This is a genomic window from Saccharothrix texasensis, from assembly GCF_003752005.1.
Lineage (GTDB): Bacteria > Actinomycetota > Actinomycetes > Mycobacteriales > Pseudonocardiaceae > Actinosynnema > Actinosynnema texasense.
Genome location: NZ_RJKM01000001.1, coordinates 1693616 through 1719779 on the forward strand (window position 1 = coordinate 1693616; position 26164 = coordinate 1719779).

4 protein-coding genes are annotated in these 26164 nt (G+C 75.6%); all 4 read right to left on the bottom strand.

The annotated features are described in order from the left end of the window. Positions 1 to 13: 13 nt before the first annotated feature. From EDD40_RS06265 to EDD40_RS06280, 4 genes are read right to left on the bottom strand one after another with little or no spacing between them, the layout of a single operon-like run. Entirely contained in the window at positions 14 to 226 is a 213-nt protein-coding gene (locus EDD40_RS06265; protein WP_123742039.1) for an MbtH family protein, read from the bottom strand. Next, positions 223 to 4116 carry a non-ribosomal peptide synthetase gene (locus tag EDD40_RS06270; protein ID WP_123742040.1) on the bottom strand — a complete coding sequence of 1298 codons (3894 nt, stop codon included), beginning with the start codon at positions 4114 to 4116 and terminating at the stop codon, positions 223 to 225. The genes EDD40_RS06265 and EDD40_RS06270 overlap by 4 nt, the downstream gene beginning before the upstream one ends. Continuing rightward, positions 4113 to 15050 (bottom strand): non-ribosomal peptide synthetase, encoded by a 10938-nt coding sequence (locus tag EDD40_RS06275; protein WP_123742041.1) that lies wholly within the window; start codon positions 15048 to 15050, stop codon positions 4113 to 4115. Before EDD40_RS06275 ends, EDD40_RS06270 begins: the two co-directional genes overlap by 4 nt. Then, positions 15047 to 26122 carry a non-ribosomal peptide synthetase gene (locus tag EDD40_RS06280; RefSeq protein ID WP_123742042.1) on the bottom strand — a complete coding sequence of 3692 codons (11076 nt, stop codon included), beginning with the start codon at positions 26120 to 26122 and terminating at the stop codon, positions 15047 to 15049. The genes EDD40_RS06275 and EDD40_RS06280 overlap by 4 nt, the downstream gene beginning before the upstream one ends. Positions 26123 to 26164 lie beyond the last annotated feature (42 nt).

A 26164-nucleotide genomic window follows, 5' to 3' on the forward strand; every position in this document is an offset into this window, starting at 1 on the left:
TAGACGGGTCTGCTCAGGCGCCCATGGCGTCGACGAGGCTCTTGGGGCGCATGTCGGTCCAGTTCGCCTCGACGTGGTCCAGGCACTCCTGGCGGCCCGCCTCGCCGAACACCACGCGCCAGCCGTCGGGGACGGGGATGAAGTGCGGCCAGAGGGAGTGCTGGCCCTCGTCGTTGACCAGCACGAAGTAGGTGCCGTTCTCGTCCTCGAACGGGTTGGTGCTCATCGCGGGTCTCCTTCGGGTCGCGGCGTCGCCACGGCGGCGTCGACCGCCGCGGCGACCTCGTCAAGGACGTCTTGACGAGTCATCTCTTCGTGGGGTGCGGGCACGTCGTGCACGCGGATGGCGCCGGTGACGTGCGGCGCCCACCGGCCCGGGTCGCGTTCCGGGTGGTCGGCGGCGTCGGTGGCGCGGAAGAACAGCAGGTCGCCGTCGAAGCGGCGCGGGGTGTGCGCGGACAGGGCGCGGCCGTTGGCGAGGTAGGCGTCGAGCACGGCGCGGGCGAGGTCCTCGGTGGTCTGCTCGTAGCCGCCGAGCTCGGCGCGCACCACGGCGACGGCGCGGGCGTGGCCTTCGGGCGTGGCGAGGTCCTCGGGGCTCAGGCCGGTGCCGGCGAACGCGTCGGCGAAGACCTCCGCGGTGCTCAGCGGTGTCGTGCCGACGCGGGGGTAGGAGTCGAGCACGGCCAGCAGGTCCACGGTCTCGCCGGCCTCCTGGAGGCGGACGGCGACCTCGTGGGCCAGGTGCCCGCCCATCGACCAGCCCAGCAGCCGGTACGGGCCGTGGGGCGCGACCGAGCGGATGTGGTCCGCGAACCGGGCGGCCTGGTCGCCGATCGTGCCGGGGTCGGCCCCCGTCAGGTCGGCTTGGAGGCCGTAGAGCGGCACGTCCGGGTCGAGCGCGCCGAGCAGCCCGGTGTAGCACCAGCTCAGCCCGGACGCCGGGGGCAGGCAGAACAGCGGCGGCGCGTCACCGCCCGCCCGCAGCGGCAGCAGCGCGCCCAGCGCGTCCACGCCGGTCGCGGCCGGGTCACCGTCGAGGCGGCGGGCCAGTTCGGCCGGGCTGGGCGACTCGAACAACGTCCGCACGGTCACGTCCGCGTCGAAGCGGGACCGGACCCGGTCGGCCAGCGTCACGGCGAGCAGCGAGTGGCCGCCGGCCGCGAAGAACCCGCGGTCCGGGTCGACCGAGTCCACCCGCAGCACCTCCGCGAACATGCGGCACAGCAGGTCCTCGACGAGGGTGCGCGGCGCGCGTCCCGCGGCGGCGGCGCCCCGGGGCGCGGGCAGGGCCCGGCGGTCGAGCTTGCCGTTGGCGTTGAGCGGCAGCTCAGCCAGCTCGGTGAACGTGCCGGGCACGAGGTGCGCGGGCAGGTCGGCGGCCACGTGCCCGCGCACCGCGTCCGGGTCCGGCGAGGCGCCGGGCTCGGGCACGTAGTAGGCGGCCAGCCGCTGGTCGCCGGGCACGTCCTCGCGCACCGCGACGGCCGCGTGCGCGACCCCGGCGCACCGCGCCACGGCGGCCTCCACCTCGCCCAGCTCGACCCGGACGCCCCTGAGCTTCACCTGGTCGTCGGCGCGACCCAGGTACACGAGCGCGCCGTCGTCGTCCCAGCGCGCCAGGTCGCCGGTGCGGTACAGCCGCGAACCAGCCGGGCCGTGCGGGTCGGCGACGAACCGCGTCGCGGTGACGCCGGGACGGCCGAGGTAGCCGCGCGCCAGTTGCACGCCCGCCAGGTACAGCTCACCCGGCGCACCGGGCGGCACGGGCGCGAGGCGGGCGTCCAGCACGTACGCGCGGGTGTTCCAGACGGGCCTGCCGATGGGCACGCGCGGGTCGCCGGCGTCGCACTGCCACGACGTGACGTCGACCGACGCCTCGGTGGGGCCGTAGAGGTTGTGCAGCTCGGCGGAGTACGCGGCCAGGAACCGGTCCCGGGTGGCGGGCAGGAGCGCTTCGCCGCTGCACACCACCCGCCGCAAGGTCGGGCACGCCACCGGGTCCACCAGGAAGGCGTCCAACATGGACGGCACGAAGTGGGCGGTGGTGACGCCGTGGTCGTTGATCACCCGCGCCAGGTGGGCCGGGTCGCGGTGGCCGTCCGGCTTGGTCACCACGATGGCCGCGCCCGTGATCAGCGGCCAGAAGAACTCCCACACCGACACGTCGAACGTGCACGGCGTCTTGAGCAGCACGCGGTCGTCGGGGGTGAGCCGGTAGCGGTCCTGCATCCACAGCAGGCGGTTCACGATGCCCCGGTGCGGCACGCCGACCCCCTTGGGGGTGCCCGTGGAGCCGGAGGTGTGGATGACGTACGCCAGGTCGTCGGGCGAGGCCCGGCGGACCGTCACGTCCGGCGCGTCGTCGCCGTGCACCGCCACCACCGGCAGGCCGTCGAACGCCGCCGCGTCGTCCGTCAGCACGCACACCGGCCGTGCCCCGGCCAGCAGCACGGCACGCCGCCGGGCGGGCAGGTCGGTGTCCAGCGGCAGGTAGGCCGCGCCGGACTTCAGCACCGCCAGCAGCGCCACCACCAGGCCGGCCGAGCGCGGCAGGGACACGGCCACCACCGCGTCGGGCCCCGCGCCCGCGGCGACGAGCCGGCGGGCCAGGCGGTCGGCGGACTCGTGCAGCTCGCCGTAGTCCAGCACGCGGTCCTGGTCGAGGATCGCGGTGGCGTGCGGAGAGGAGGCCGCCTGCCGGTCAAGCAGGTCGGTGAGCGTGACGTCCTCGACGGGGGTCGCGGTGTCGTTCCACGCGTGCAGCACGCGGTCGCGGTCGGCGTCGGTCAGCGGCGTGCCCGCGCCCAGCGGCCGGTCCGGGTGCTCGACCAGGTCGGTCAGGGTGCTCAGCAGCCAGTCCGCCAGCCGGCGGGCGGTGGCGGCGTCCACCAGGTCGGGCCGGTGGTCCAGCCGGAACGCCAGGTTCGGACCGGGCACGCCGATCAGCGTCACCGGGTAGTGCGTGGCGTCGCGGGCCTCCACGTCGATGAGGAACGCGCCGCCGGCCAACTCGGTGTTGTCCTCGTCGCCGGCCGGGTAGTTCTCGAACACCAGGGTCGTGTCGAACAGCGGTCCGCGACCGACCCGGCCCTGCAGGTCGGCGAGGTTGACGTGCTGGTGCTCCAGCAGGCCGGTCTGCTGCGACTGGAGCGCGTCGAGCAGGTCGGCGGCGGTGTCGTCGGGCGACCAGCGCACCCGCACCGGCAGCGTGTTGATGAACAGGCCGATCATCCGCTCCACGCCCGGCAGCTCCGGTGGGCGGCCGGACACCGTGCCGCCGAACACCACGTCGGTGCGGCCGGTGTGCAGGCCGAGGGTGAGGCCCCACGCGGCCTGCACGACGGTGTTGACCGTCCAGCCGCGCTCACGGGCCAGCTCGGCCAGCCGGCCGGTCAGCTCCTCGCCGAGCTTCGCCCTCAGCTGCGCGGGCGGCGCCTGCTCGCCCGGCCGTCCCGGGCCGCCGACCAGCGTGGGCCCGGCGACGTCGTGCAGCACCGCGTCCCACGCCTTGCGGGACACCTCGTGGTCGCGTGCGTCGAGCCAGGCCAGGTACTCGCGGTACGGGGCGACGGGCGCCATGCCCCTCTCGTCGCCGTGCCGGTCGTACAGCTCGAACAGCTCGTCCAGCAGCACGGGCAGCGACCAGCCGTCGACCACGATGTGGTGCACGGTGACGGCGAGCCGGAAGTCCTTGAACGGCATCCGGAACAGCACGCACCGCAGCGGCACGTCCTCGTGCAGCGCGAAGCGGCGCAGCCGGTCGGCGTCGTAGCGCTCCTCGAACCGGGCCTCCGCCTCGGCGACGGACATCGCCGAGCAGTCCACCACCTCCCACGGCACCTCGACGTGGTCGAGCACGACCTGCACGGGCTGGTCGAGCCCTTCGTGGACGAACACCGACCGGAGGCCGGCGTGCCGCCGCACCAACGCCTCCACGGCGTCGCGCAGCGCGTCCACGCCGAGCTCGCCGTAGAGGTCGACGGCCACCTGCACGGTGTAGAAGTCGAGGCCGTCGGTGTCGTGCAGGGCGTGGAACAGCAGGCCCTGCTGCAACGGGGCCAGCGGGAGGATGTCCTCGATGCGCGGTGCGGCGCTCAGGCGTGGTCCACTCATGATCGCCCTGCCTTCCTCATCATGGCCTCCAGGTGGTCGATGTTCTTCTGCGACAGGGGGACCAGCGCCACGTCGGAGGGCGTGAGGCCGCTGGCGCGCGGGTCGCGGGCGTGCGCGGCGAGCGCGGCCAGGGCGTCGCGCCACAGCCCGCCGAGCGCGGCCACGTCCGGTTCGTCGAGCAGGGCCGCGGGCCACGACAGGGCGGCGACGAGGCGCGGCCCGTCCGCGCCGTCCTCGGTGAAGGCGTTGACCTCCAGCACGTGGGCGAACGGCAGGCCGTCGTCGCCGACCGCGCCGCCGGCGTCGGTCAACGGGGTCCAGTCGCGGCCGGTCGCGCCGACGCTCGTGCGGCCCAGGTAGTTGAACCCGATCTGCGGCGCCGGGCAGGCGGCGAGCTTGCCCGCGGTGTCCGGGTTCAGGTGGCGCAGCAGGCCGTAGCCGAGGCCGTGGTCGGGCACCGCGCGCAGCCCTTCCTTGACCTGCTTGAGCGCCGTGCCGACGGGCTCGCCGGCCGCGAGCACGTCGTCCCACCGCAGCGGCGGCACGTCCACCCGCACCGGGTAGAGGTTGGTGAACCAGCCGACCGTGCGGGACAGGTCCAGGCCGGGCGCGACGGCGTCCTCGTGCCTGCCGTGGCCCTCGCGGTCCACCAGCAGCCCGTCGGGCAGCCGTTCGCCGCGCCGGGCCAGCCACTCCCGCACGGCCAGGCCGAAGCCGGTGAGCAGCACGTCGTCCACGCTGACGCGGAACGCGGCGGGGGCGGTGGTCAGCAACGCCGTGGTCACGTCCGGGTCGACCTCGACCACCGCAGTGCGCGCCGTGGCGAGGGTGTCGCGGCGCGGGTCGAGCGGGCGGGCGGCGAGGGCGGGCTGGGCGGTGTCGGCGGTGGCGAGCCAGTGCGGCAGCTGACCGGCCCACCGCGGTTCGGTCGCCGCCTCGGCGAGGCGGGCGGCCCAGCGCCGCCACGACGTGCGTACCGGCGGCAGCTCGGGCGGGACGCCGAGCCGGGCGGCGGTCGCGGCGGTGGCGAGGTCGGGCAGCAGGATGCGCCACGACACGCCGTCCACGACCAGGTGGTGCGCCAGGACGAGCAGCCGGCCGGGCGCGTCGGGCCCGGCGTCGAACCACACCAGGCGCACCATCACCGCGTCGTCGGGCCGCAGCGCGCGGCGGGCGGCCTCGGTGTGCTCGGTGACCACGGCCGCCAGGTCGCCCTCGGTCAGGCCGGCGACGTCCACGCGGGCCACGTGCTCCTCGGCCCGCACCGCGCCGTGCGGCAGGACTTCCAGCGCCCAGCCGCCGTCGTCGTCGCGGCGCAGCCGGGTGCGCAGGGCGTCGTGGTGCTCCAGCACGGCGGCCAGCGCGTCCACCAGGTGCCCGGCGGTGAGCCCGGCGGGGGTGGCGACCACGTGCGACTGGTTGAACCCGTCGACCGGGCCGCCGCCGGCGCGCAGCCACTCCACGATCGGCGTCAGCGGCACCTCGCCCACGCCGTCGCGGTCAGCCACGTCGTCGTCCTGCTCGGCCACCGGCGCGGCCGCGTCGGCGAGGCGGCGGACGGTCTTCAGCTCGAACACGTCGCGCGGGGTGAACACCCACCCGGCCGTGCGGGCGCGGCTGACGAGCTGGATCGACATGATGCTGTCGCCGCCCAGGTCGAAGAACCCGTCGTCCACGCCGACCCGCTCGACGCCGAGCACGTCGGCGAAGACACCCGCCAGGGCCTCCTCCACGGCCGTGCGCGGCACGGCGACCGGCGTGGCCTCCCGGTGCGGCGCGGGCAGGGCGCGGCGGTCGACCTTGCCGTTGACGGTCAGCGGCAGCTCCGGCAGCACCACGAACGCCGACGGCACCGAGTAGTCCGGCAGCGCGGCGGCGGCGACGGCCCGCGCCTGCGCCACGTCCACGTCGTCGCCCACGAGGTAGGCGACGAGTCGGCGTTCGCCGGGCCGGTCCTCGCGGACCACGACGGCCGCGCCGGTGACGCCCGCCCGCCCGGTGAGCGCGGCCTCGACCTCGCCCGGCTCGATCCGGAAGCCGCGCAGCTTCACCTGGCCGTCGGTGCGGCCGACGAACTCCAGCCTGCCGTCGCGGGACCAGCGGGCCAGGTCGCCGGTGCGGTACGCGCGGTCGCCGGGCGCGCCGTGCGGGTCGGGCACGAACCGCTCGGCGGTGAGCCCCGGCCGGGCCAGGTAGCCGCGGGCCAGCTTGCCGCCCGCCACGTACAGCTCGCCCGTCACGCCCGGCGGCACGGGCTGGAGCCGGTGGTCCAGCACGCGCAGCGCGGTGCCCGCCATGGGGGCGCCGATCGGCAGCGGGCTCGCGGCCACGTCGCCGGGCAGCACCGCGTGCCGCGAGGCGAACGTGGTGGTCTCGGTGGGGCCGTAGCCGTTGACCAGCACCAGGTCCGGGCACGCCCGGCGCACGGCGGCCACGGCGTGCTCGGAGACCACGTCGCCGCCGGTCCACACCTCCCGCAGGGGCGCGAACGTCTCCGGCGCCTCCTGCGCGACGAGCCGGAACAGGCCGGCGGTGATCCACAGGGCGGTCACGTCGTGCCGGCGGATCGCGGCGGCCAGGCCCGCGAGGTCCACCTCGTCCGGCGAGTCGACGATCGACGTGCCGCCGTTGAGCAGCGGCACCCACATCTCGTACGTACTCGCGTCGAAGGCGTAGGAGGAGTGGACGAGGACGCGGTGGTGCGCGCCGGTGGTGAAGATCGAGTCGGTGGCCAGCTCCACCACGTTGGCGTGGGTGACGGCCGCGCCCTTCGGCACGCCCGTCGAGCCGGACGTGTGGATGACGTACGCCAGCTGGTCCGGGTGCGGCGTCGGCAGCTCCGCGTCGTGCGCGGGCGGCAGCCCGGCCGTGAGGTCCAGGACGTGCGCCGGCGCGGCCAGGCCCGCGGGCAGGTCGGCGCGGTCGGTGAGCAGGACCGCGGCCGAGGTGTCGGCCAGGATCAGGTTGTGCCGCTCCACGGGGTTGCCGTCGTGCAGCGGCACGTACGCGCCGCCCGCGTAGAGCGTGGCCAGGGTGGCGACGGTCCGCTCGGCGGTGCGCCGGGCGAGCACGGCCACCCGGGTCTCGGCGCGCACGCCGTGCCCGAGCAGGTGGACGGCGAGCGCGCGGGCGCGGGCGTCCACCTCCGCGTAGGTCAGCTCCCGGTCGCCGTCGACCAGGGCCACCGCGTCCGGCGCCTTGGCGACCTGGGCGCGGAAGCGGCCGACGACCGTGCCGCGCTCCCGGTGGGAGGGGTTGCGGCCCCACACGTCCAGCACGATGCCGCGTTCGCCCTCGCCGAGCACCGGCAGGGCGCTCACCGGGGTGGCGGCGTCGGCGGCGACGGCGCGCAGGACGCGCGTGAGGCGCGCGCCGAGGGCTTCGGCGGTGGCGCGGTCGAACAGGTCGGCGGCGAACTGGATGGTGCCCTCCAGGCCGGCGGGCAGGCCGTCGCGGTGGGTCTCGCCCAGGTCGAACGACAGGTCGAACTTCGCCGGGCCCTCGCCGAGGTCCACCAGGTCCAGGCTCAGGCCGGGCAGCTCCAGGTCGGGCTCCGGAGCGTTCTGCAGCACGAGCATCACCTGGAACAACGGGTGCCGCGCCACGGACCGCTCGGGGTTGAGCGCGTCCACGAGCCGGTCGAACGGCAGGTCCTGGTGCGCGAACGCGGCCAGGTCGGTCTGCCGGACCCGGCCGAGCAGCTCGGTGAACGCCGGGTCGCCGGAGGTGTCGGTGCGCAGCACGAGCGTGTTGACGAAGAAGCCGACCAGGTCTTCCAGCGCGGCGTCCGTGCGGCCCGCGACGGCCGTGCCGAGGACCACGTCCTCGCCCGCGCCCAACCGGGTCAGCATCGCCGAGATCGCCGCCTGGAGCACCATGAACAGGCTGGCGCCGGACCGGCGGGCCAGGGCTAGCAGGTCGGCGTGCAGGTCGGCGTCGACGTGCCACCGGACGAGGCCGCCGCGGTGGGAGGCGACGGCGGGCCGCCGCCGGTCGGCGGGCAGCTCCAGGGCGTCGGGGACGCCGTCGAGCTGCCGCCGCCAGAACTCCAGCTGCGCCGTGCCCGCCGAGTCGGGGTCGCCGTCCTCGCCGAGCACGTCGGCCTGCCACAACGCGTAGTCCGCGTACTGGACGGGCAGTTCCGGCAGCCGCGGGGCGTGGCCGGCGAGGCGTGCGCGGTAGGCGTGGCCGAGGTCGCGGGTCAGGGGTGTGAAGGACCAGCCGTCGCCCGCGATGTGGTGCAGCACCAGCAGCAGCACGTGCTCCGAGGGCGACAGCTCGAACAGCCACGCCTTGAGCGGCAGCTCGCGGGACAGGTCGAAGGTGCACGCCGCCGCGTCGTCCAGGCGTTCCCGCAGCACGCTCGCGTCGGTGGTGCGCACGCTGAACGCCCGGGTCAGCATCTCGTCGGCCTCGGGTGCGGGCACCACGAGCTGGCGCGGCGTGCCGTCGGCGTCCGGGAAGACGGTGCGCAGCGACTCGTGGCGGGCCAGCACGTCGCCGAGCGCGGCGCGCAGCGCGGTCACGTCCAGGTCGCCGGACAGCCGCAGCGCGATCGGGATGTTGTACATCCCGTTGGCGTCCTCCAGCCGGTCGAGGAACCACAGCCGGCGCTGGGCGAACGACAGCGGCACCACCTCGGGCCGGTCGGCGCGGGTGACGCCCCGGCGGGCGGCTCCCGCGGCGGTGGCGCGGGCGGCCAGCAGCGCGGGCGTCGGCGCCTCGAACACCGCGCGCAGCGGCAGTTCCACGCCCATCGCCGCACGCACCTGGCTGACCAGGCGGGTGGCGAGCAGCGAGTGGCCGCCCAGGTCGAAGAACCCGTCGTCCACGCCGACCCGGTCCAGGCCGAGCACGTCGGCGAACACCGCGCACAGCACCTCTTCGGCCGGGGTGCGCGGCGCGGCGTCGCCGATCACGGCGGCGTCCGGCGCGGGCAGGGCGCGGCGGTCGAGCTTGCCGTTGGCGTTGAGGGGGAACGCGTCGAGCACGACGAGCGCGGCGGGCACCATGTACGCGGGCAGGGCCGCGCGCGCGGTGTCGAGCACGGCGGCCGGGTCGAGGGGCCGGCCGGGCACGACGTACCCGACGAGCCGCTTGTCCCCCGGCCGGTCCTCGCGGACCACGACGGCGGCGCGGTCCACGTCGGCGTGCCGGGCGAGCGCGGCCTCGACCTCGCCGAGCTCGATGCGGAAGCCGCGCAGCTTCACCTGGTCGTCGGAGCGGCCCAGGTACTCCAGCTGGCCGGTCGCGCCCCAGCGCACGAGGTCGCCGGTGCGGTAGAGCCGCCCGCCCCGGCCGAACGGGTCGGCTACGAACCGCTCGGCGGTCAGCGCGGCGCGCCCGACGTAGCCCCGGGCCAGGCTCTCCCCGGCCAGGTACAGCTCGCCGGGCGTGCCGGGCGGCACGGGCCGCAGGGCGGCGTCGAGCACGTACGCCCGGGTGTTCCACAGTGGACGGCCGGTCGGCGCGGGGCCGTCGAGCGGTCCGGGCGTGGTGGAACCCCACTGGAGGGTGTAGACGGTGGCCTCGGTGGGGCCGTAGATGTTGTCGATCCGGGCGGCGGGCAGGGCGGCGCGCACGTCGTTGTAGACGCTCGCGGGCAGCCCTTCGCCGGCGAGCACGACGGCCCGCGCGTCCAGCTCCACCCCGGCCGCGAGGACCTGGGCGAACACCGACGGCACGCCGCTGACCAGGCCGCCGGTCCAACCGCCGCGCTCCACGAGGGTGGTCAGGTTCTCCACGACCTCGACCCGGCCGCCCGCGGTGAGCGGCGTGAACAGCTCGAAGACGGACACGTCGAAGTTCAGCGAGGTGGACAGCAGCACCGAGGACAGCTCGTCGGCGGTGAAGTGGTCGGCGGCCCAGGCGACGAGGTTCGCCATGCCGCGCCGCGTCACGGCCACGCCCTTGGGCCGGCCGGTGGAGCCGGAGGTGTGGATGACGTAGGCGAGCGACCCGCCGTGCACGGCGGGGGTGGGCGGCGCGACGGGCCGGGTGAGGCGGTCGGCGACGGCCGGGTCGTCGAGCCGGACGAGCCGGTCGGCGGCCACGTCCAACCGGTCCGCGGCGCCGGCGTCGGCGATCACGCACACCGGGCGCGTGTCCTGGAGCACGAACGCGATCCGCTCGGCCGGGTGCCCGGGGTCCAGCGGCACGTACGCGCCACCCGCCCGCAGCACCGCGAGCAGCGCGACCACGGCGTCGGACGTGCGGGGCAACGACACCGCGACGACCGTCTCCGGCCGCACGCCGCGTGCCACGAGCAGGGCGGCGAGCCGGTCCGCGCGGGCGTCCAGCTCGGCGTAGGTGAGGGTGCCGTCCGGGGCGACGACGGCGATCGCGTCCGGCGTGCGGCCCGCCTGCCGGGCGATGAGCTGCTCCACGAACACCTCGGGCACGGGCCGCGCGGTGTCGTTCCACGTGTGCAGCACGCGGTCGCGTTCGGCGGGGTCGAGGACGTCCACCTCGCCGAGCCGGATCGCCGGGTCGGCGACGACGGTCTCCAGCAGCCGCACGAGCCGCCGCGCGAGCACCCGGGCCGTCGGCGCGTCGAACAGGTCCAGCGCGTGCTCGAGGTCGCCCTCCACGCCGGCCGGCCGTCCCGCCTGGTCGTGGGTCTCGCGCAGGTCGAGCAGCAGGTCGAACTTGGCCGCGCCGCCGGGCACCTCTTCGAGGTCGATGGCGAGGTCCGGCAGGTCGAGGTCGGCCTCGGGCGTGTTCTGGAGCACGAGCATCACCTGGAACAGCGGGTGCCGGGCCAGCGAGCGGCGCGGGTTGAGCACCTCCACCAGCCGCTCGAACGGCACGTCCTGGTGCGCCAACGCGGCCAGGTCGGTCTGCCGCACCCGCTCCAACAACTCCTTGAACGTCGGATCGCCGGAGGTGTCGGTGCGCAGCACCAACGTGTTCACGAAGAACCCGACCAGGTCGTCCAACACCTCGTCGGAACGACCCGCCACCGCCGTCCCCAACGGGATGTCCGTGCCCGCGCCCAACCGCGTCAACAACGCCGCCACGGCGGCCTGGAGCACCATGAACACGGTCGTGCGGGTCTGCCGGGCGAGGGCGACGAGCTTGGTGTGGGTGTCGACGTCCAGCCGGAACGGCACCCGGCCGCCCCGGTAGGAGGCCACCGCCGGCCGCGGCCGGTCCGTCGGCAGCTCCAGCACCTCGGGCAGCCCGGCCAACCGGGTGCGCCAGAACTCGACCTGCGCGGCGAGCGCGCTGCCCTCGTCCTCGTCGGAGCCGAGCACGCGGCGCTGCCACAGCGTGTAGTCCGCGTACTGCAGCGGCAACGGAGGCAGGTCCGGCGCCGAGCCGGCCAGCCGGGCGCGGTAGGCCGCGCCGAGGTCGCGCAGCAGCGGCGTCAACGACCAGCCGTCGCCCGCGATGTGGTGCACCAGGAACAGCACGACGTGCTCGTCGGGCGCCAGCTCGAACAACCAGACCCGGCAGGGGATCTCGCCGGCCAGGTCGAACCGGTGGCCCAGGGCGTCGGCGATGGCCGCGGGCAGGTCGTCCTCGTCCACCTCGACGTGCGCGACCGGCAGGACGGGCGCGGGCAGCACGTGCTGGCGCGGTTCGCCGTCGACCTCCGGGAACGTGGTGCGCAGCGACTCGTGCCGGGCCACGACGTCGCGGAACGCCGCGGTGAGCGCGTCCCGGTCCAACCGCCCGGTCAGGCGCAGCGGCAGCGGCACGTTGTACATGCCCGCCGCCTCCTCCAGGCGGTCGAGGAACCAGAGCCGGCGCTGGGCGTGCGACAGGGGTAGCACGTCCGGGCGCGGCGCCACCTCCACGTCGTGGCGGGTGCCCCGGGCGCGTTCGGCGAGGACGGCCAGCGCGGCGGGCGTGGGCGCCTCGAACACCGAGCGGATGGACAGCTCCACGTCCAGCACCGACCGGACCCGGCTGACCAGGCGGGTGGCGAGCAGCGAGTGGCCGCCCAGGTCGAAGAAGCTGTCCTCCACGCCCACCGACGGCAGGTTGAGGACCGTGGCGAACACGCCGACCAGCACTTCCTCGGTGAAGTTGCGCGGCGGGCGGCCGGTCGTGGTGGTGGCGCCGACCACGTCCGGCGCGGGCAGGCCGCGGCGGTCCAGCTTGCCGTTCGTGGTCAGCGGCAACGCCTCGAGCCGCACGAACGCCGAGGGCACCATGTAGTCCGGCACGGCGGCGGCGACGTGGGCGTGCAGCGCGACCGGGTCGAAGTCACCGCCCTCGGCGGGCACCACGTAGGCGACCAGCCGCTGGTCGCCGGGCTGGTCCTCGCGCACGACCACACCGACCGGGCCGGTCGAGGGGTGGCGCGACAGCACGGACTCGATCTCGCCGAGCTCCACCCGGTAGCCGCGGATCTTGACCTGGTCGTCGGCGCGGCCGGCGAACAGCAGGTCGCCGTGCTCGCCCCACCGGGCCAGGTCGCCGGTGCGGTACATGCGCGACCCGGCCGGGCCGTAGGGGTTGGCGATGAACCGGCCGGAGGTCAGACCGGGTCGGGCGACGTAGCCGCGGGCCAGGTTCGCGCCCGCGATGTACAGCTCGCCGACCACGCCGGGCGGCACCGGGCGCAGCGCGTCGTCCAGCACGTACGCCTGCGTGTTCCACAGCGGCCGGCCCAGCGACAGCACCTCGGCCGGGATCTCGTCGTCCGGCTCGATCACGAGCGACGTGCAGCCGACGGTGGTCTCGGTGGGGCCGTACTCGTTGACCACGCGTGCGCCCGGGTGGCGTTTGCGCCACACGTCGAGCTGCGCGCCGGGCAGCGGCTCGCCGCCGAGGACGAGCTCGGCGGTCGGCGAGTAGGTGTCCGGCAGGACGTCCAGCACGGACAGGTGGCTGGGCGTGCCCTTGAGGTACGCGAAACCGGCCGCGGTGGGGCTCGCCGGGTCGATGCCGTCGTCGGCGAGGTCGCCCAGGTGCACGGCGCCGCCGGAGATCAGCGGCGCGTACAGGCCGGTGACGGTGAGGTCGAACGTGACGGGCGAGTGCAGGAACGCGCCGGACCGCACCGCCGGGTAGGCGTCGACCGACCACTGGAGGTAGTTCACCGCCGCGCGGTGCTCGATCAGCGTCCCCTTGGGGCGGCCGGTGGAGCCTGAGGTGTAGATGACGTACGCGGCGTGCTCCAGCCGCAGCGGCGCGCGCCGGTCGGCGTCGGTCAGCGGCTCGGCGGACCGGGTGTCGTGCTCCAGCTCGTCCAGGACCAGCGCCGGCACGGGGAGCGCGGCGAGCCGGGGCGCGAGGACGGCGTCGGTGACCAGCCGCACGGGCCGGGTCTCGCCGAGCATGTCGGCGAGCCGCTCGGCGGGCTGGTCGGGGTCGAGCGGCAGGTAGCCCGCGCCGGTCTTGAGCACCGCGAGCAGCGTCGTCACCAGGCTCGTGCCGCGCGGGAGCGCCACCGCCACCAGGGTTTCCGGGCCGGCGCCGTGCTCGACCAGCAGGCGGGCCAGGCGGTTGGCGTCGGCGTGCAGCTCGGCGTAGGTGCGGACGTCGGTCCCGTGCACGACGGCGGTCGCGTCGGGCGTGGCCGCGGCCTGCCGGTCGAGCAGGGCGGTCAGGTGCAGCGGCTCCACGGCGTGGTCGGTGTCGTTCCAGTCGACCAGGATGCGGTCCCGCTCGTCCGCGTCGAGCAGGTCGACGGCGTCCACCGGCCGGTCGGGGTCGGCGGCGATGGCGCGCAGCACCAGCCGCAGCCACTCCCCCATCCGCGCCACGGTCGCCCGGCCCAGCACGTCGGGCCGGAAGTCCAGCCGGAACGCCAGCCGCTCGCCGGGCAGGCCCACGAGGCTGATCGGGTAGTGCGTGGCGTCGCGGGCCTGGAAGTCGGTGATCCGCACGCCGCCGCCCAGCACGGGCGCGGTGTCGACGTCGACCGGGTAGTTCTCGAACACCATCGTGGTGTCGAACAGCTCGCCGTGGCCGGTGCGGCGCTGCACGTCGGCCAGGCCGACGTGCTGGTGCGCGATCAGCCCGGCCTGCCGGTCCTGCACGGCGGCCAGCAGGTCGCCCAGCGACTGGCCGCCGGTCCACGACACGCGCACCGGCAGCGTGTTGATGAACAGGCCGAGCATCGTCTCCACGCCCGGCAGCTCGGCGGGCCGGCCGGACACCGTGCCGCCGAACACCACGTCGCGGCGGCCGAGGTAGCGGCCGAGCACCACGCCCCACGCGCCCTGGGCGAGGGTGTTCATCGTCCAGCCGCGGGCGCGCGAGGTGCGGGTGAGGGCGTCGGTCAGCTCGTCGTCCAGTTCGACCAGCACGCCTTCGGGCACCACGGAGGCGTTGTCGGCCGCCGCGCCGACGAGCGTCGGCCCGTCGAGGCCCGCCAGCACGTCGTCGTAGGCGGCCAGCGCGCCGGCCGCGTCCTGGCGGTTCAGCCAGCCCAGGTAGTCGCGGTAGGGCGTGACGCGGGGCATGGACGAGTCGTCGCCCGCGTGCTCGTAGAGGGTGAACAGCTCGTCCAGGAACACCGGCGTGGACCAGCCGTCCATCAGGATGTGGTGCATGGTCAGCAGCAGCCGGTGCACCCGGCCGGGCAGCGCGACGAGCACGAACCGCAGCAGCGGCGCGCGGGCCATGTCGAAGCGGCGGGCGCGTTCCTCGTCGACCAGCCCGGCGTACTCGGCCTCGGCGTCGGCCACGCCGGTCAGGTCGACTTCGCGCCACGGCGCGCGCACCTCGCGGCGCACCACCTGCACGGGCCGGTCGAGGCCCTTGTGGCGGAACCCGACGCGCAGGTTCGCGTGCCGGCGCAGCAGCGCGTCGGCGGCGGCGCGGAGGGCGGGCACGTCCACCGGGCCGGTCAGCTCGGTGGCCATCTGCACGGTGTAGACGTCCAGGCCGTCGCGGTCGTAGAGGGCGTGGAAGAGGAACCCCTCCTGCAACGACGACAGCGGCAGGACGTCCTCGACTGCGGACTTCTTGCTCATCGGTCCAAGTCCTCGCTCTCGTCGTCTTCGTCGTCTTCGTCGTCCGCCAGCAGGTCGAGCTCGTCCTGGCTGAGCGGGACCAGGTCCACGTCGGAGGGGGTGAGCCCGCCCGCCGCCGCGCCCCGGACGTGCTCGACCAGCCCGCGCAGCGCCTGCCGCCACGCCGCGCCGAGGTCGTCGGCCTCGGTGTCGGCGAGCAGGTCCGCGGGCCAGGCGAGGGTGGCGGCCAGGCGCGGGCCGTCCGCGGTGTCCTCGGTGACGGCCGTGACCTCGATCGCGTGCACGAACGGCAGGTCGTCGTGGCCCACCGGGGCGGTGAAACCGGGCGCGGGCAGCCACAGCCGGTCGCCGCCGGGCGCGGCGGTGTCGACCCGGCCCAGGTAGTTGAACGCCACCTGAGGGGCGCCCAGGCCCGCGAGCTTGCCCGCCGTGTCGGCGTTGAGGTGGCGCAGCAGGCCGTAGCCGACGCCCTTCTCCGGCAGCTCGCGCAGCTGCTCCTTGACCCGCTTGAGGGCCGTGCCCGCGGCCGGTCCGCCGGCCAGCAGCTCGGGCCACGGGACCCGGCCGGGGTCCAGCCGCACCGGGTGCACGCTGGTGAACCAGCCGACCGTGCGGGACAGCTCCACGTCCGGCACGACGTCCTCCCGGCCGTGGCCCTCGACCTGGAGCAGCACGGAGGTCTCCGCGCCCCGGCCCCGGCGTTCCCGCCACCGGCCCACGGCCAGCGCGAGCGCGGTCAGCAGCACGTCGTCGACGCCCGCGTGGAACGCGGCGGGCACCTCCGTGAGCAGCGGCGCGGTCTCCTCGACCGTGAGGGCGACTTCGCTGGTGCGGGCGGTGCCCACGGTGTCGCGCGCCGGGTCGAGGGGCCGTGCGCCGAGCAGCGGGTCCGGGCCGTCCAGGACGGTGGTCCAGTACGGGAGCTGGTCGGCGCGCGCCGGGTCGTGCGCGGCGTCGTGCAGCAGGTGCGACCAGCGCCGCCACGACGTCCACACCGGTTCGAGCACGGGGTCGCGGCCCGCGGCGAGGGCGTGCCACGCCTGGGCGAGGTCGGGCAGCAGGATGCGCCACGACACGCCGTCCACCGCGAGGTGGTGCACGACCAGCAGCAGGTCGCCGGGGTGCGCCGGGCCCGCGTCGAACCACACCGCCCGCACGAGCCGGCCGCGTGCCGGGTCGAGGTCCCGCCACGCGGTGTCGGCCTCGGCGCGGACGGCGGCGGCCCGCGCGGTGTCGTCCAGCCCGGTCACGTCCACGCGGCTGGTGACGTCGGCCGCGCGCACCGCGCCGGGGTCGGCGATCTCGTAGACCCACTCCCCCTCGTCGTCGCGGGCGAGGCGGGAGCGCAGGGCGTCGTGGTGGTCGAGCAGCGCGTCGAGCGCGCCCAGCAGCCGGTCCAGACCCAGTTCGGCCGGCACGGCGACGAGCTGGGCCTGGTTGAAGCCGTCGAGCGTGCCGCCGCTGTCGAGGAACCAGCGCACGACCGGCGTGAGGACGGCGGGCCCGCTGCCGGTCGGGTCGGCCACGAGGCGGGCGTCGGCGGGTTCCACGGCCACGAGGGCGAGTTCGGCCGGGGTCTTGCGCTCGAACACGTCGCGCGGGGTGAACACCAGGCCCGCCCGGCGCGCGCGGCTGACGAGCTGGATGGAGCCGATGCTGTCGCCGCCGAGGTCGAAGAAGCTGTCGTCCACGCCGACGTCGGGCAGGCCGAGCACGTCGGCGAACACCGCGCACAGCGCCTCTTCCCGCGCGGTGCGCGTGCCGCCGGTCCGCGGCGCAGGCTCCGGCGCGGCGGGCGCGGGCAGCTCGGCGTGGTCGAGCTTGCCGTTGCGGCTCAACGGCAGCGCGTCCAGCACCACCACCGCCGAGGGCACCATGTAGTCGGGCAGCTCGGCGCGCAGCGCGGACCTCAGGGCCGCGGTGTCCAGCTGCCCGCCGGGTGTCGCGGTGACGTAGGCGACGAGCCGGGGCGTGCCGCCGTGGTCGGGGCGGAGCAGCACGGCGCACGCGTCCACGCCGTCGTGGCGGCGCAGCGCGGCCTCCACCTCGCCGGGCTCGACCCGGAAGCCGCGGACCTTGACCTGGTTGTCGACCCGGCCGAGGAACTCCACGTGCCCGTCGGGCAGGCGGCGGGCGAGGTCGCCGGTGCGGTACATGCGCGCTCCGCCGCCGGTGAACGGGTCCGCGACGAACCGGTGCGCGGTGAGCGCGGGCCGGTCGAGGTAGCCGCGGGCGACGTTCGGGCCGGACAGGTACAGCTCGCCCGGCACGCCGACCGGCACGGGCCGCAGCCACGCGTCGAGGACGTGCGCGCGGCTGTTGAGCACCGGCGTGCCGATGACCGGCGTCGGGTGGTCGGCCAGGTCGGCGATCATCGAGTCCACCGTGGACTCGGTGGGCCCGTAGAAGTTGAGCGCCACCAGCCCGGGTGTGCCGCGCAGGGCCTCCCACAGGTGCGCGGGCACCGCCTCGCCGCCCAGCAGCACGACGGACGGGAACCGCTCGTCGCCGTCCAGCAAGCCGTGTGCGACCAGGTGCTCCACGTAGGACGGCGTGGTCTCGACGACGTCGATCCGCTCCCGGCGCAGGTGGGCGACCAGGGCGGCCGGGTCACGGCGGGCGTCGTCGCCGATGACGTGCAGCTCGTGGCCGGCGAACAGCCACAGCACCGGGTCCCACGACGCGTCGAACGCGACCGGCGCGGTGAGCGCGGACCGGAGCCGGTCCCGGCCGAGTCGGCGGGTGAGGGGCGTGAACACGTGCTCTTCGTGGTGGTGCAACAGGTTCGCCAACGAGCCGTGCTCCACGACGACGCCCTTGGGCCGGCCGGTGGAACCGGAGGTGTAGATGACGTAGGCGGCGTCACGCGCCGTCAACGGCCGGGTCCGGTCGGCGTCCGCGGGCGCGGTGTCCGGCACGTCCGGCAGGGTGTGGGCGGCGACCGAGCCGTCGACGACCAGGACCGGGCGGGCGTCGGCGAGGGTGGCGCGCCGGCGTTCCGCCGGGTGGTCCGGGTCCAGCGGCAGGTAGACCGCGCCCGCCTTGAGCACGGCCAGCAGCGCCACGACCGTGTCGACCGAGCGCGGCAGCACCACGGCCACCACGTCGCCGACCGCCGTGCCCTTGCGCAGCAACGAGTGCGCGAGCCGGTTGGCCCGCCGTTCCACCTCGGCCGCGGTGAGCCGGACGTCACCGGCGACCAGCGCCGGCCGGTCGCCGTGCGCCGCCGCGAACCGCTCGAACGCGGCGAACGCGGTTCGGTCGGGCACCGGGCCGACCGGTCCGGCCGCGCCACGCGCCAGGTGGTCGGCCTCGCCGGGCGCGAGCAGGTCCAGCTCGCCGACGCGCCGCGACGGCTCGGCCGTGGCCTGGTCCAGGACCCGGGCGAACCAGGTCGCGACCCGGAGCGCGGTGTCCTCGTCGAACACGTCCCGGCTGTACTCCAGCTCGCCGTGCAGCCCCGCGGGCTCGCCGTCGGAGTGCCGCTCGGCCAGGGTGAACGACAGGTCGAACTTGGCGGGCCCGGCGGGCAGGTCCACCACCTCGGGCGTCACGCCCGGCAGGTCCAGGTCCGGGTCGGCGTTGTTCTGCAGCACCAGCAGCACCTGGAACAGCGGGTGCCTGGCCAGCGACCGGCGTGGCGCCAGCTCCTCGACCAGCCGGTCGAACGGCACGTCCTGGTTCGCGAACGCGGCCAGGTCGGCGTCGCGCACCCGGTCCAGCAGCTCGCCGAACGCGGGCTCGCCCGACGTGTCCACCCGCAGCACGAGCGTGTTGACGAAGAACCCGACCAGGTCGTCCAACGCCTCGTCGCGCCGACCGGCCACCGGCGTGCCGACCGGGATGTCGACGCCCGCGCCCAACCGGGTCAGCAACGCGGCCAGCGCGGCGTGCAGCACCATGAACGGGCTCGCGCCGTGCGCGGCGGCCAAGCGCGCCACGCGGGCGTGCACGGAGGCGTCCAGCCGCAGCGGCACGGAGCCGCCTTCGTTCTCCGGCCGGCCGGGCCGCGGCCGGTCCGTCGGCAGGTCCACCGCGTCGGGCAGGCCGGCCAGCCGGGCGCGCCAGTGGTCGAGCTGAGCGCGCAGGGCGCTGCGCTCGTCGTCGTCGGAGCCGAGCACGTCGTGCTGCCACAACGTGTAGTCCGCGTACTGCACGGGCAGCGGCGCGAACTCCGGTGCGACGCCCGCGTGCCGGGCGCGGTAGGCGACGCCCAGGTCGCGCAGCAACGGCGCCAGCGACCAGCCGTCGGCGGCCACGTGGTGCAGCAGCAGGAGCAGCACGTGGTGGTCGGCGGCGAGCCGGTACAGCCGGACCGCCACCGGCAGGTCGTCGGCCAGGGCGAACTTGTGCCGCACCGCGTCGGCCAGCTCGGCGGTCAGCGCGTCCTCGGTGGTGTCGACGCGCCTGGTCGCGGCGCTGAGCAGCGCGGCGGCCGCCGCCGGGTCCAGCACCGCCTGCCGCGGCGCGCCGTCGACCTCGGGGAACACCGTCCGCAGCACCTCGTGCCGCACCACCACGTCGGTCACGGCGGTGAGCAGCGCGGTGTCGTCCAACGCGCCGGTGAGCCGCACGGCCAGCGGCACGGAGTACATGCCGCCCGCCTCGTCCAGCCGGTCGAGGAACCACAGGCGCTGCTGGGCGGCGGACAGCGGCACCACGTCGGGCCGCGGTCGCGGGGTCACCCGGTCACGGGCGGGCGCGGCGTCGTGCAGGGCGAGGGCCAGGCCGGCGGGTGTGGGGTGCTCGAACACCGCCCGGATCGGGGCTTCCACGCCCAGCACCGCCCGCACCCGGCTGATCAGCCGCATGGCGAGCAACGAGTGGCCGCCGAGGTCGAAGAACCCGTCGTCCACGCCGACCGACGCCACCCCGAGCACGTCGGCGAACAGCCCGCACAGCACCTGCTCCACGCCGTGCGCCGCCCGGGACGGCGCGGTGGCGGCGGTGGCGGGCGCGGGCAGGGCGTGCCGGTCGACCTTGCCGTTGCCGTTGAGCGGCAACGACTCCAGCTCCACCACCACCGACGGCACCATGTACGCGGGCAGCGCGTCGGCGACGTGGGCGCGCAACGCCGCCTGGTCCGCGGTCGCGCCCGCGCCGGGCACCACGTAGGCCACGAGGCGGCGTTCACCGCGGTGGTCGGCGCGCACGGCGACGACGGCGTGCGCCACGTCGGGGTGCCGGGCCAGCACGGCTTCGACCTCGCCGGGCTCGATCCGGAACCCCCGCAGCTTGACCTGGTCGTCGGCCCGCCCGTGGAACGCCAACCGGCCGTCGGGCCGGCGGCGCACGAGGTCGCCGGTGCGGTACATGCGCCCGCCGGGCGGCCCGTACGGGTCGGGCACGAACCGCTCGGCGGTCAGCCCCGCCCGGCCCAGGTAGCCGCGCGCGAGACCGGTGCCCGCCACGTACAGCTCACCCACCGCGCCGGGCGGCGTGAGGCCGAGGTCGGCGTCGAGGACGTGCACGCGCGTGTTGTCCATCGGCAGGCCGATGGGCATGGCCTCCGGGTCGGGGTCGCCGGGCCGCAGCGCGAAGCGCGTGGCGAACGTCGTGGTCTCGGTCGGGCCGTAGCCGTCGACCACGGTCAGGTCCGGGCAGTGCGCGCGGACGCGGGCCACCGCGCCGGCGGGCACGACGTCGCCGCCGGTCCACACCTCCCGCACGCCCGCCAGGCAGGTCGGCGCCTCCTCGGCGACCAGCCGGAACAGCCCGGCGGTCAGCCACAGGGCGGTGACGCGGTGCTCGGCGACGACCCGGCCGAGCGTGGCGATGTCCAGCACGCCGGGGGGCGCGACGACGAGCGTGCCGCCGGACAGCAGCGGCGCCCACAGCTCGTAGGTGGCGGCGTCGAAGGCGTGCGACGAGTGCAGCAGCACGCGGGCGTGGGCGGGCGTGGTGAACAGCCGGTCGGTGGCCAGTTCCACGACGTTCGCGTGCGTGACGGCGACGCCCTTGGGCACGCCCGTGGAGCCGGACGTGTGCATGACGTACGCGAGCTGGTCGGGGTGCGTAGCCCGGCCCAGCGGGCCCGCGGCGGGCGGCTGCTCGTCGGTGCGCACCACGTGCGCGGGCGCGGTCAGCCCGGCCGGCAGCTCGGGCCGGTCGGTGACCAGGACGGGCGCGCCGAGGTCGGCGAGCACGAAGTCCAGGCGCTCCACCGGGTACGACTCGTGCAGCGGCACGTAGTAGCCACCGGCCTTGAGCACCGCGAGGACCAGGACGACCAGCGCGGGCGACCGGTCCACCAGGAGCGCGACCGGCGTCTCGGTGTCGACGCCGGCGGCGGCGAGCCGGTGCGCCCACCGGTCGGCTTCGGCATCGAGCTGCCGGTAGGTGAACGAGCCCGTGTCGGACACCACGGCGAGCGCGTCGGGCGTGGCGGCGGCCCGCGCCTCGAACAGGGCGGCCAGGGACGTGGCGTCGACGTGGCGGGCGGTGTCGTTCCAGGTGACCAGCTCGGCGTGCCGTTCCTCGGCGGTGAGCAGGTCGAGGCGCCCGAGCGAGGTGGCGGGGTCGGCGGCGACGGCCGCGAGGAGCGTGCCCAGTCGGGTCACCAGGCGCCGCGCGGTCGCCTCGTCGAACAGGTCGAGCGCGTACTCCAGCGCCCCGGCGACCCCGGTCACCGCGCCGCTGTCGTCCCGGGTCTCGTACAGGTCGAACCACAGGTCGAACTTGGCCACGGCCGTGCGCAGGTCGGCCACGGCGACGTCCAGGCCGGGCAGCCCGACGTCCGGGTCCGGGGTGTTCTGGAGCACGAGCATCACTTGGAACAGCGGGTGCCGGGCCAGCGAGCGGCGCGGGTTCAGCTCCTCCACCAGCCGCTCGAACGGCACGTCCTGGTGCGCCAACGCGGCCAGGTCGGTCTGCCGCACCCGCTCCAACAACTCCTTGAACGACGGGTCACCGGAGGTGTCGGTGCGCAGCACCAACGTGTTCACGAAGAACCCGACCAGGTCGTCCAACACCTCGTCGGAACGACCCGCCACCGCCGTCCCCAACGGGATGTCGGTGCCCGCGCCCAACCGCGTCAACAACGCCGCCACGGCCGCGTGCAGCACCATGAACACGCTTGTGCGCGTGTCCCGCGCGATCTCGGCCAGCCGCCCGTACACCTCGCCGTCCACGGTCAGCGGGACGCGGGCGCCCCGGTGCGACGGCACGTCCGGTCGCGGCCGGTCGGCGGGCAGCTCCAGCACCTCGGGCAGGCCGGCGAGCCGGTCGCGCCAGAACCGCACCTGGCGGCTGAACGCGCCGTCCGGGTCGTCCTCGTCGCCGAGCGCGTCCTGCTGCCACAGCGCGTAGTCCGCGTACTGCAAGGGCAGCGGCGCGAACTCCGGCGCGGCGCCCGCGTGCCGGGCGCGGTAGGCGGCGCCCAGGTCGCGCAGCAACGGCGCCAGCGACCAGCCGTCGGCGGCGATGTGGTGCACGACCAGCAGCAGCACGTGCTCGTCGGGAGCCGTCTCGAACAGCCAGAGCCGCCACGGCAGGCCGTGCGCGAGGTCGAAGCGGTGCCCGGTGGCGGCGGTCATCTCCCGCGCCGGGTCCGCGACGGCCGCGGTCTCCACGTGCTCCGGCAGCAGGCGCAGCGCCTCGGCCACGTCGAGCACCTGCTGCACGGGCTCGCCGCCGATCTCCGGGTAGCGGGTGCGCAGCGGCTCGTGGCGCGTCACGACGTCACCGAGGGCGGACAGCAGCGCCGCGCGGTCGAGCGGTCCGGTCAGGCGCAGCGGCAGCGGCACGTTGTAGGTGCCGCCGGTCTCGTCCAGGCCGTGCAGGAACCACAGGCGGCGTTGGGCGGACGACAGCGGCACGAGGTCCGGGCGCGGGCGGGCGACGGGACGGGAGCGGGCGACCGCGGCGCCGTCCACGACGAGCGCGAGCCCGGCCGGGGTCGGGTGGTCGAACACCGACCGCAGGGACAGCTCCACGCCGAGCGCGGCCCGGACCTTGCTGATCAGCCGGGTGGCGAGCAGCGAGTGCCCGCCGAGGTCGAAGAACCCCTCGTCGACGCCGACCCGCTCGACACCGAGCACGTCCGCGAACACGGCCACCAGCAGTTCCTCCAGTGGCGTCCGGGGCGCGCGGCCGGTGGCGCCGGTGTCGGGCGCGGGCAGCGCGTGCCGGTCGAGCTTCCCGTTGGGCGTCAACGGCAGCGCGGCCAGCCCGACGAACGCCGACGGCACCATGTACCCCGGCAGCCGGGCCTCGGCGGTCGCCCGCAGCGCGGCCGTGTCCACGTCGGCGGGCGTCACGTACGCGACGAGCCGCTTGTCGCCGGGCCGGTCCTCGCGCACGACGACCGCGACCGCGTCGGCCCCGCCGGAGAGCACGGCCTCGACCTCACCCAGCTCGATGCGGTGGCCCCGCACCTTCACCTGGTGGTCGCGGCGCTCCAGGAACACCAACGACCCGTCGGCGCGGCGCACCACGTAGTCGCCGGTGCGGTACATGCGGCGGCCGGGGCGCGGGGTGAACGGGTCGGGCACGAACACCACGCCGGTGCGGCCCGGGTCGCCGAGGTAGCCCCGGCCGACGCCCTCGCCGCCGACGTACAGCTCGCCGGGCGTGCCGACGGGCACCGGCCGCAGCCGGTCGTCCAGCACGTACAGGCGGGTGTTGCGCAGCGCGCTGCCGATGGGCACGCCGTCGGCCACGTCGTCGTGCGAGGTGATGAACGCGTGCGTCACGTCGTCGGCGCACTCGGTGGGGCCGTAGGCGTTCATCAGCGGGATGCCGGGGAACGCGTCGAGCCAGCGAGCGCACAGGTCGGCGGGCAGCGCCTCGCCCGTGGCGACGAGCAGGCGCAGCTCGGCCAGCGCGGGCCGCCCGCCGTCGGCGTCCCACAGGTCCAGCGCGGCGCGCAGCAGCGACGGCACGACCTCCAGCACGGCCACGCGTTCGGCGTCGGTCCGGTCGAACAGGGCGCGCGGGTCGGCGGCGAGGTCGCGGGCGACGACCCGGGCCGTGCCGCCGGCGACGAGCGGGGCGAGCATCTGCCAGATGGAGATGTCGAACGTCAGCGGCGCGTTCTGCACCACGGTGTCCACTTCGGACAGGGCGCAGTCCTCGACCTTGGCGAGCAGGTGGTTCACCATGCCGCGGTGGGTGACCATCGCGCCCTTCGGCTTGCCGGTCGACCCGGAGGTGAACAACACGTAGGCCAGGTCGTCGCCCGCGCCGACGGGCTCGGGCCACTCGTCCGCGATCTCGTCGGGCACCACCAGCAGCCCGGCACGGCGGACGGCGACTGCGGAAAGATCCGCAACGCTGCGGTTCTCCGGGCCGAGCGCCGAGGTGGGGGTAGCGGGGACCGGAGTGGACAGGCCTTGGCCCTGGTCGGGGTCGGCCGCCGGTGCGACCAGCTCGGCGGCGTAGGAGGCGACGGTGGGCGAGGCGAGGACCAGCCGTGCGCCGCTGTCGGCCAGGAGCGCTCGGCCGCGGGCGAGTGGCGCGTCGGAGTCCACCGGCACGTAGGCCGCGCCCGCGCCGAACACCGCCAGCACGGACACCACGAAGTCGCGGCCCGGCGCGGTGGGCAGCGCGACCACGTCACCGCGCCCGACGCCCGCGTCCCACAACCGGCGGGTCAGGGCACCGGCGCGCCCGGCCAGCTCGGCGTAGGTGGTCGGCCCCTCGTCGTCCACCACCGCCACCGCGTGAGGAGTGCGGCGCGCGTGGTCCTGCACCCGGCGCACCACGCCGTCCGCGTCGGCCAACGGCGCGTCGGTGCGGTTCCACCCGTCCAGCGCCTGCTCCCGTTCGGCGGCGTCGAGCAGGTCGAACGTCGCCAGCGGCGCGTCCGGCTGCGCCAGCAGCCGGTCGAGCAGCCGCAGCAGCCGGTCCAGGTGCCCGGCCACCTCGTCCTCGGCGTAGAGGAACTCGTTGCCGTCCAGGTCGATCCGCACGGGGTTGCCGTCGGACCGGTCGTAGGCGGTGATCTCCACGTCGTCGATGACGCCGTTGGACAGGTTGTGCGCGGTGACGGGGTGTCCGCCGAAGGTGACGTTGTAGTCGAACGGCATGATGTTGACCACGACGTTCGCGAGCTGGCCCGCGCCGCGCACCAGGCCGAGGTCGCGGAGCACGTCCTCCTGCCGGTACCGCTGGTGCTTGAGCGTGGTGCGGGCTTCCAGGGTGGTGCGGCGCAGCACGTCGACGAACGTGGACTCCGGGCCGAGGTCCACGAACAGCGCGAGGATGTTGCTGACCATGCCCGGTGTGTCGCGCAGCAGCTTGCTCTTGCGCGCCATGACGGGGAAGCCCACGGGGGTGGTGCGCGCGCCCGTGACCAGGTGCAGGTAGACGGCGGTGGCGGCGGTCAGCGCCATCGGCCAGGTGGACGCGTTGGCCCGGGTGAGCTCCTTCATCCGGTCCATCAACGCGGGGTCGACGTGCGCGGTGGCGCGGGCCGGGCGGGCGCTGGCGGGCGCGGTGCCGGAGGTGAGGCCGACGGGCGCGGGCCGGTCGGCGAGGCGGGTCCGCCAGTGCTCCTGGTCGCGGCGGTAGGTGTCCGAGGCGCGGTACGCGGCGTCGTCGTCCAGGTACTGCTGGAGGGTGGCGAACGCGCCGGGCGGGACCTCCTCGCCCGCGACGAGCGCCGAGTAGACGGTGGCGAGCCGGTCGGTGAAGATGCGCCCGCTCACGCCGTCGGCGATGACGTGGTGGTTGCGCTGGTAGTACAGGTACCGGTCGGTGTCGACCTTGAACAGGGCGTCGACCGACAGCGGGCCCCGTTCCAGGTCCATCGGCCGGTACAGGTCGTCGTCCATCCACGCCACCGCGTCGCCCACCGGGTCGGCGCGGTCGGTGTGGTCGAAGTAGTGCAGGTGCGGGTCGGGGGCGAGGAACTGCCACACGCCGTCGGCGTCCTCGGCGAACCGGACCTGGACGGTCTCGGCCTCCAGCACGGTGCGGCGCAACGCCTCCTCGAACAGCGCCACGTCCACCGCGCCGTGGATCTCCAGGTACTCCGACATGACGAACACGTTGTCGGGGTTCAACCGCTGGCCGTACCAGATCCCCAGTTGCCCCGGGGAGAGCGGCCACCGCCGCCTGTCCTCGCTCATGTCCCTGGTCCTCCCTAGCCCTCGTCCCGTGATCCCGGCCCG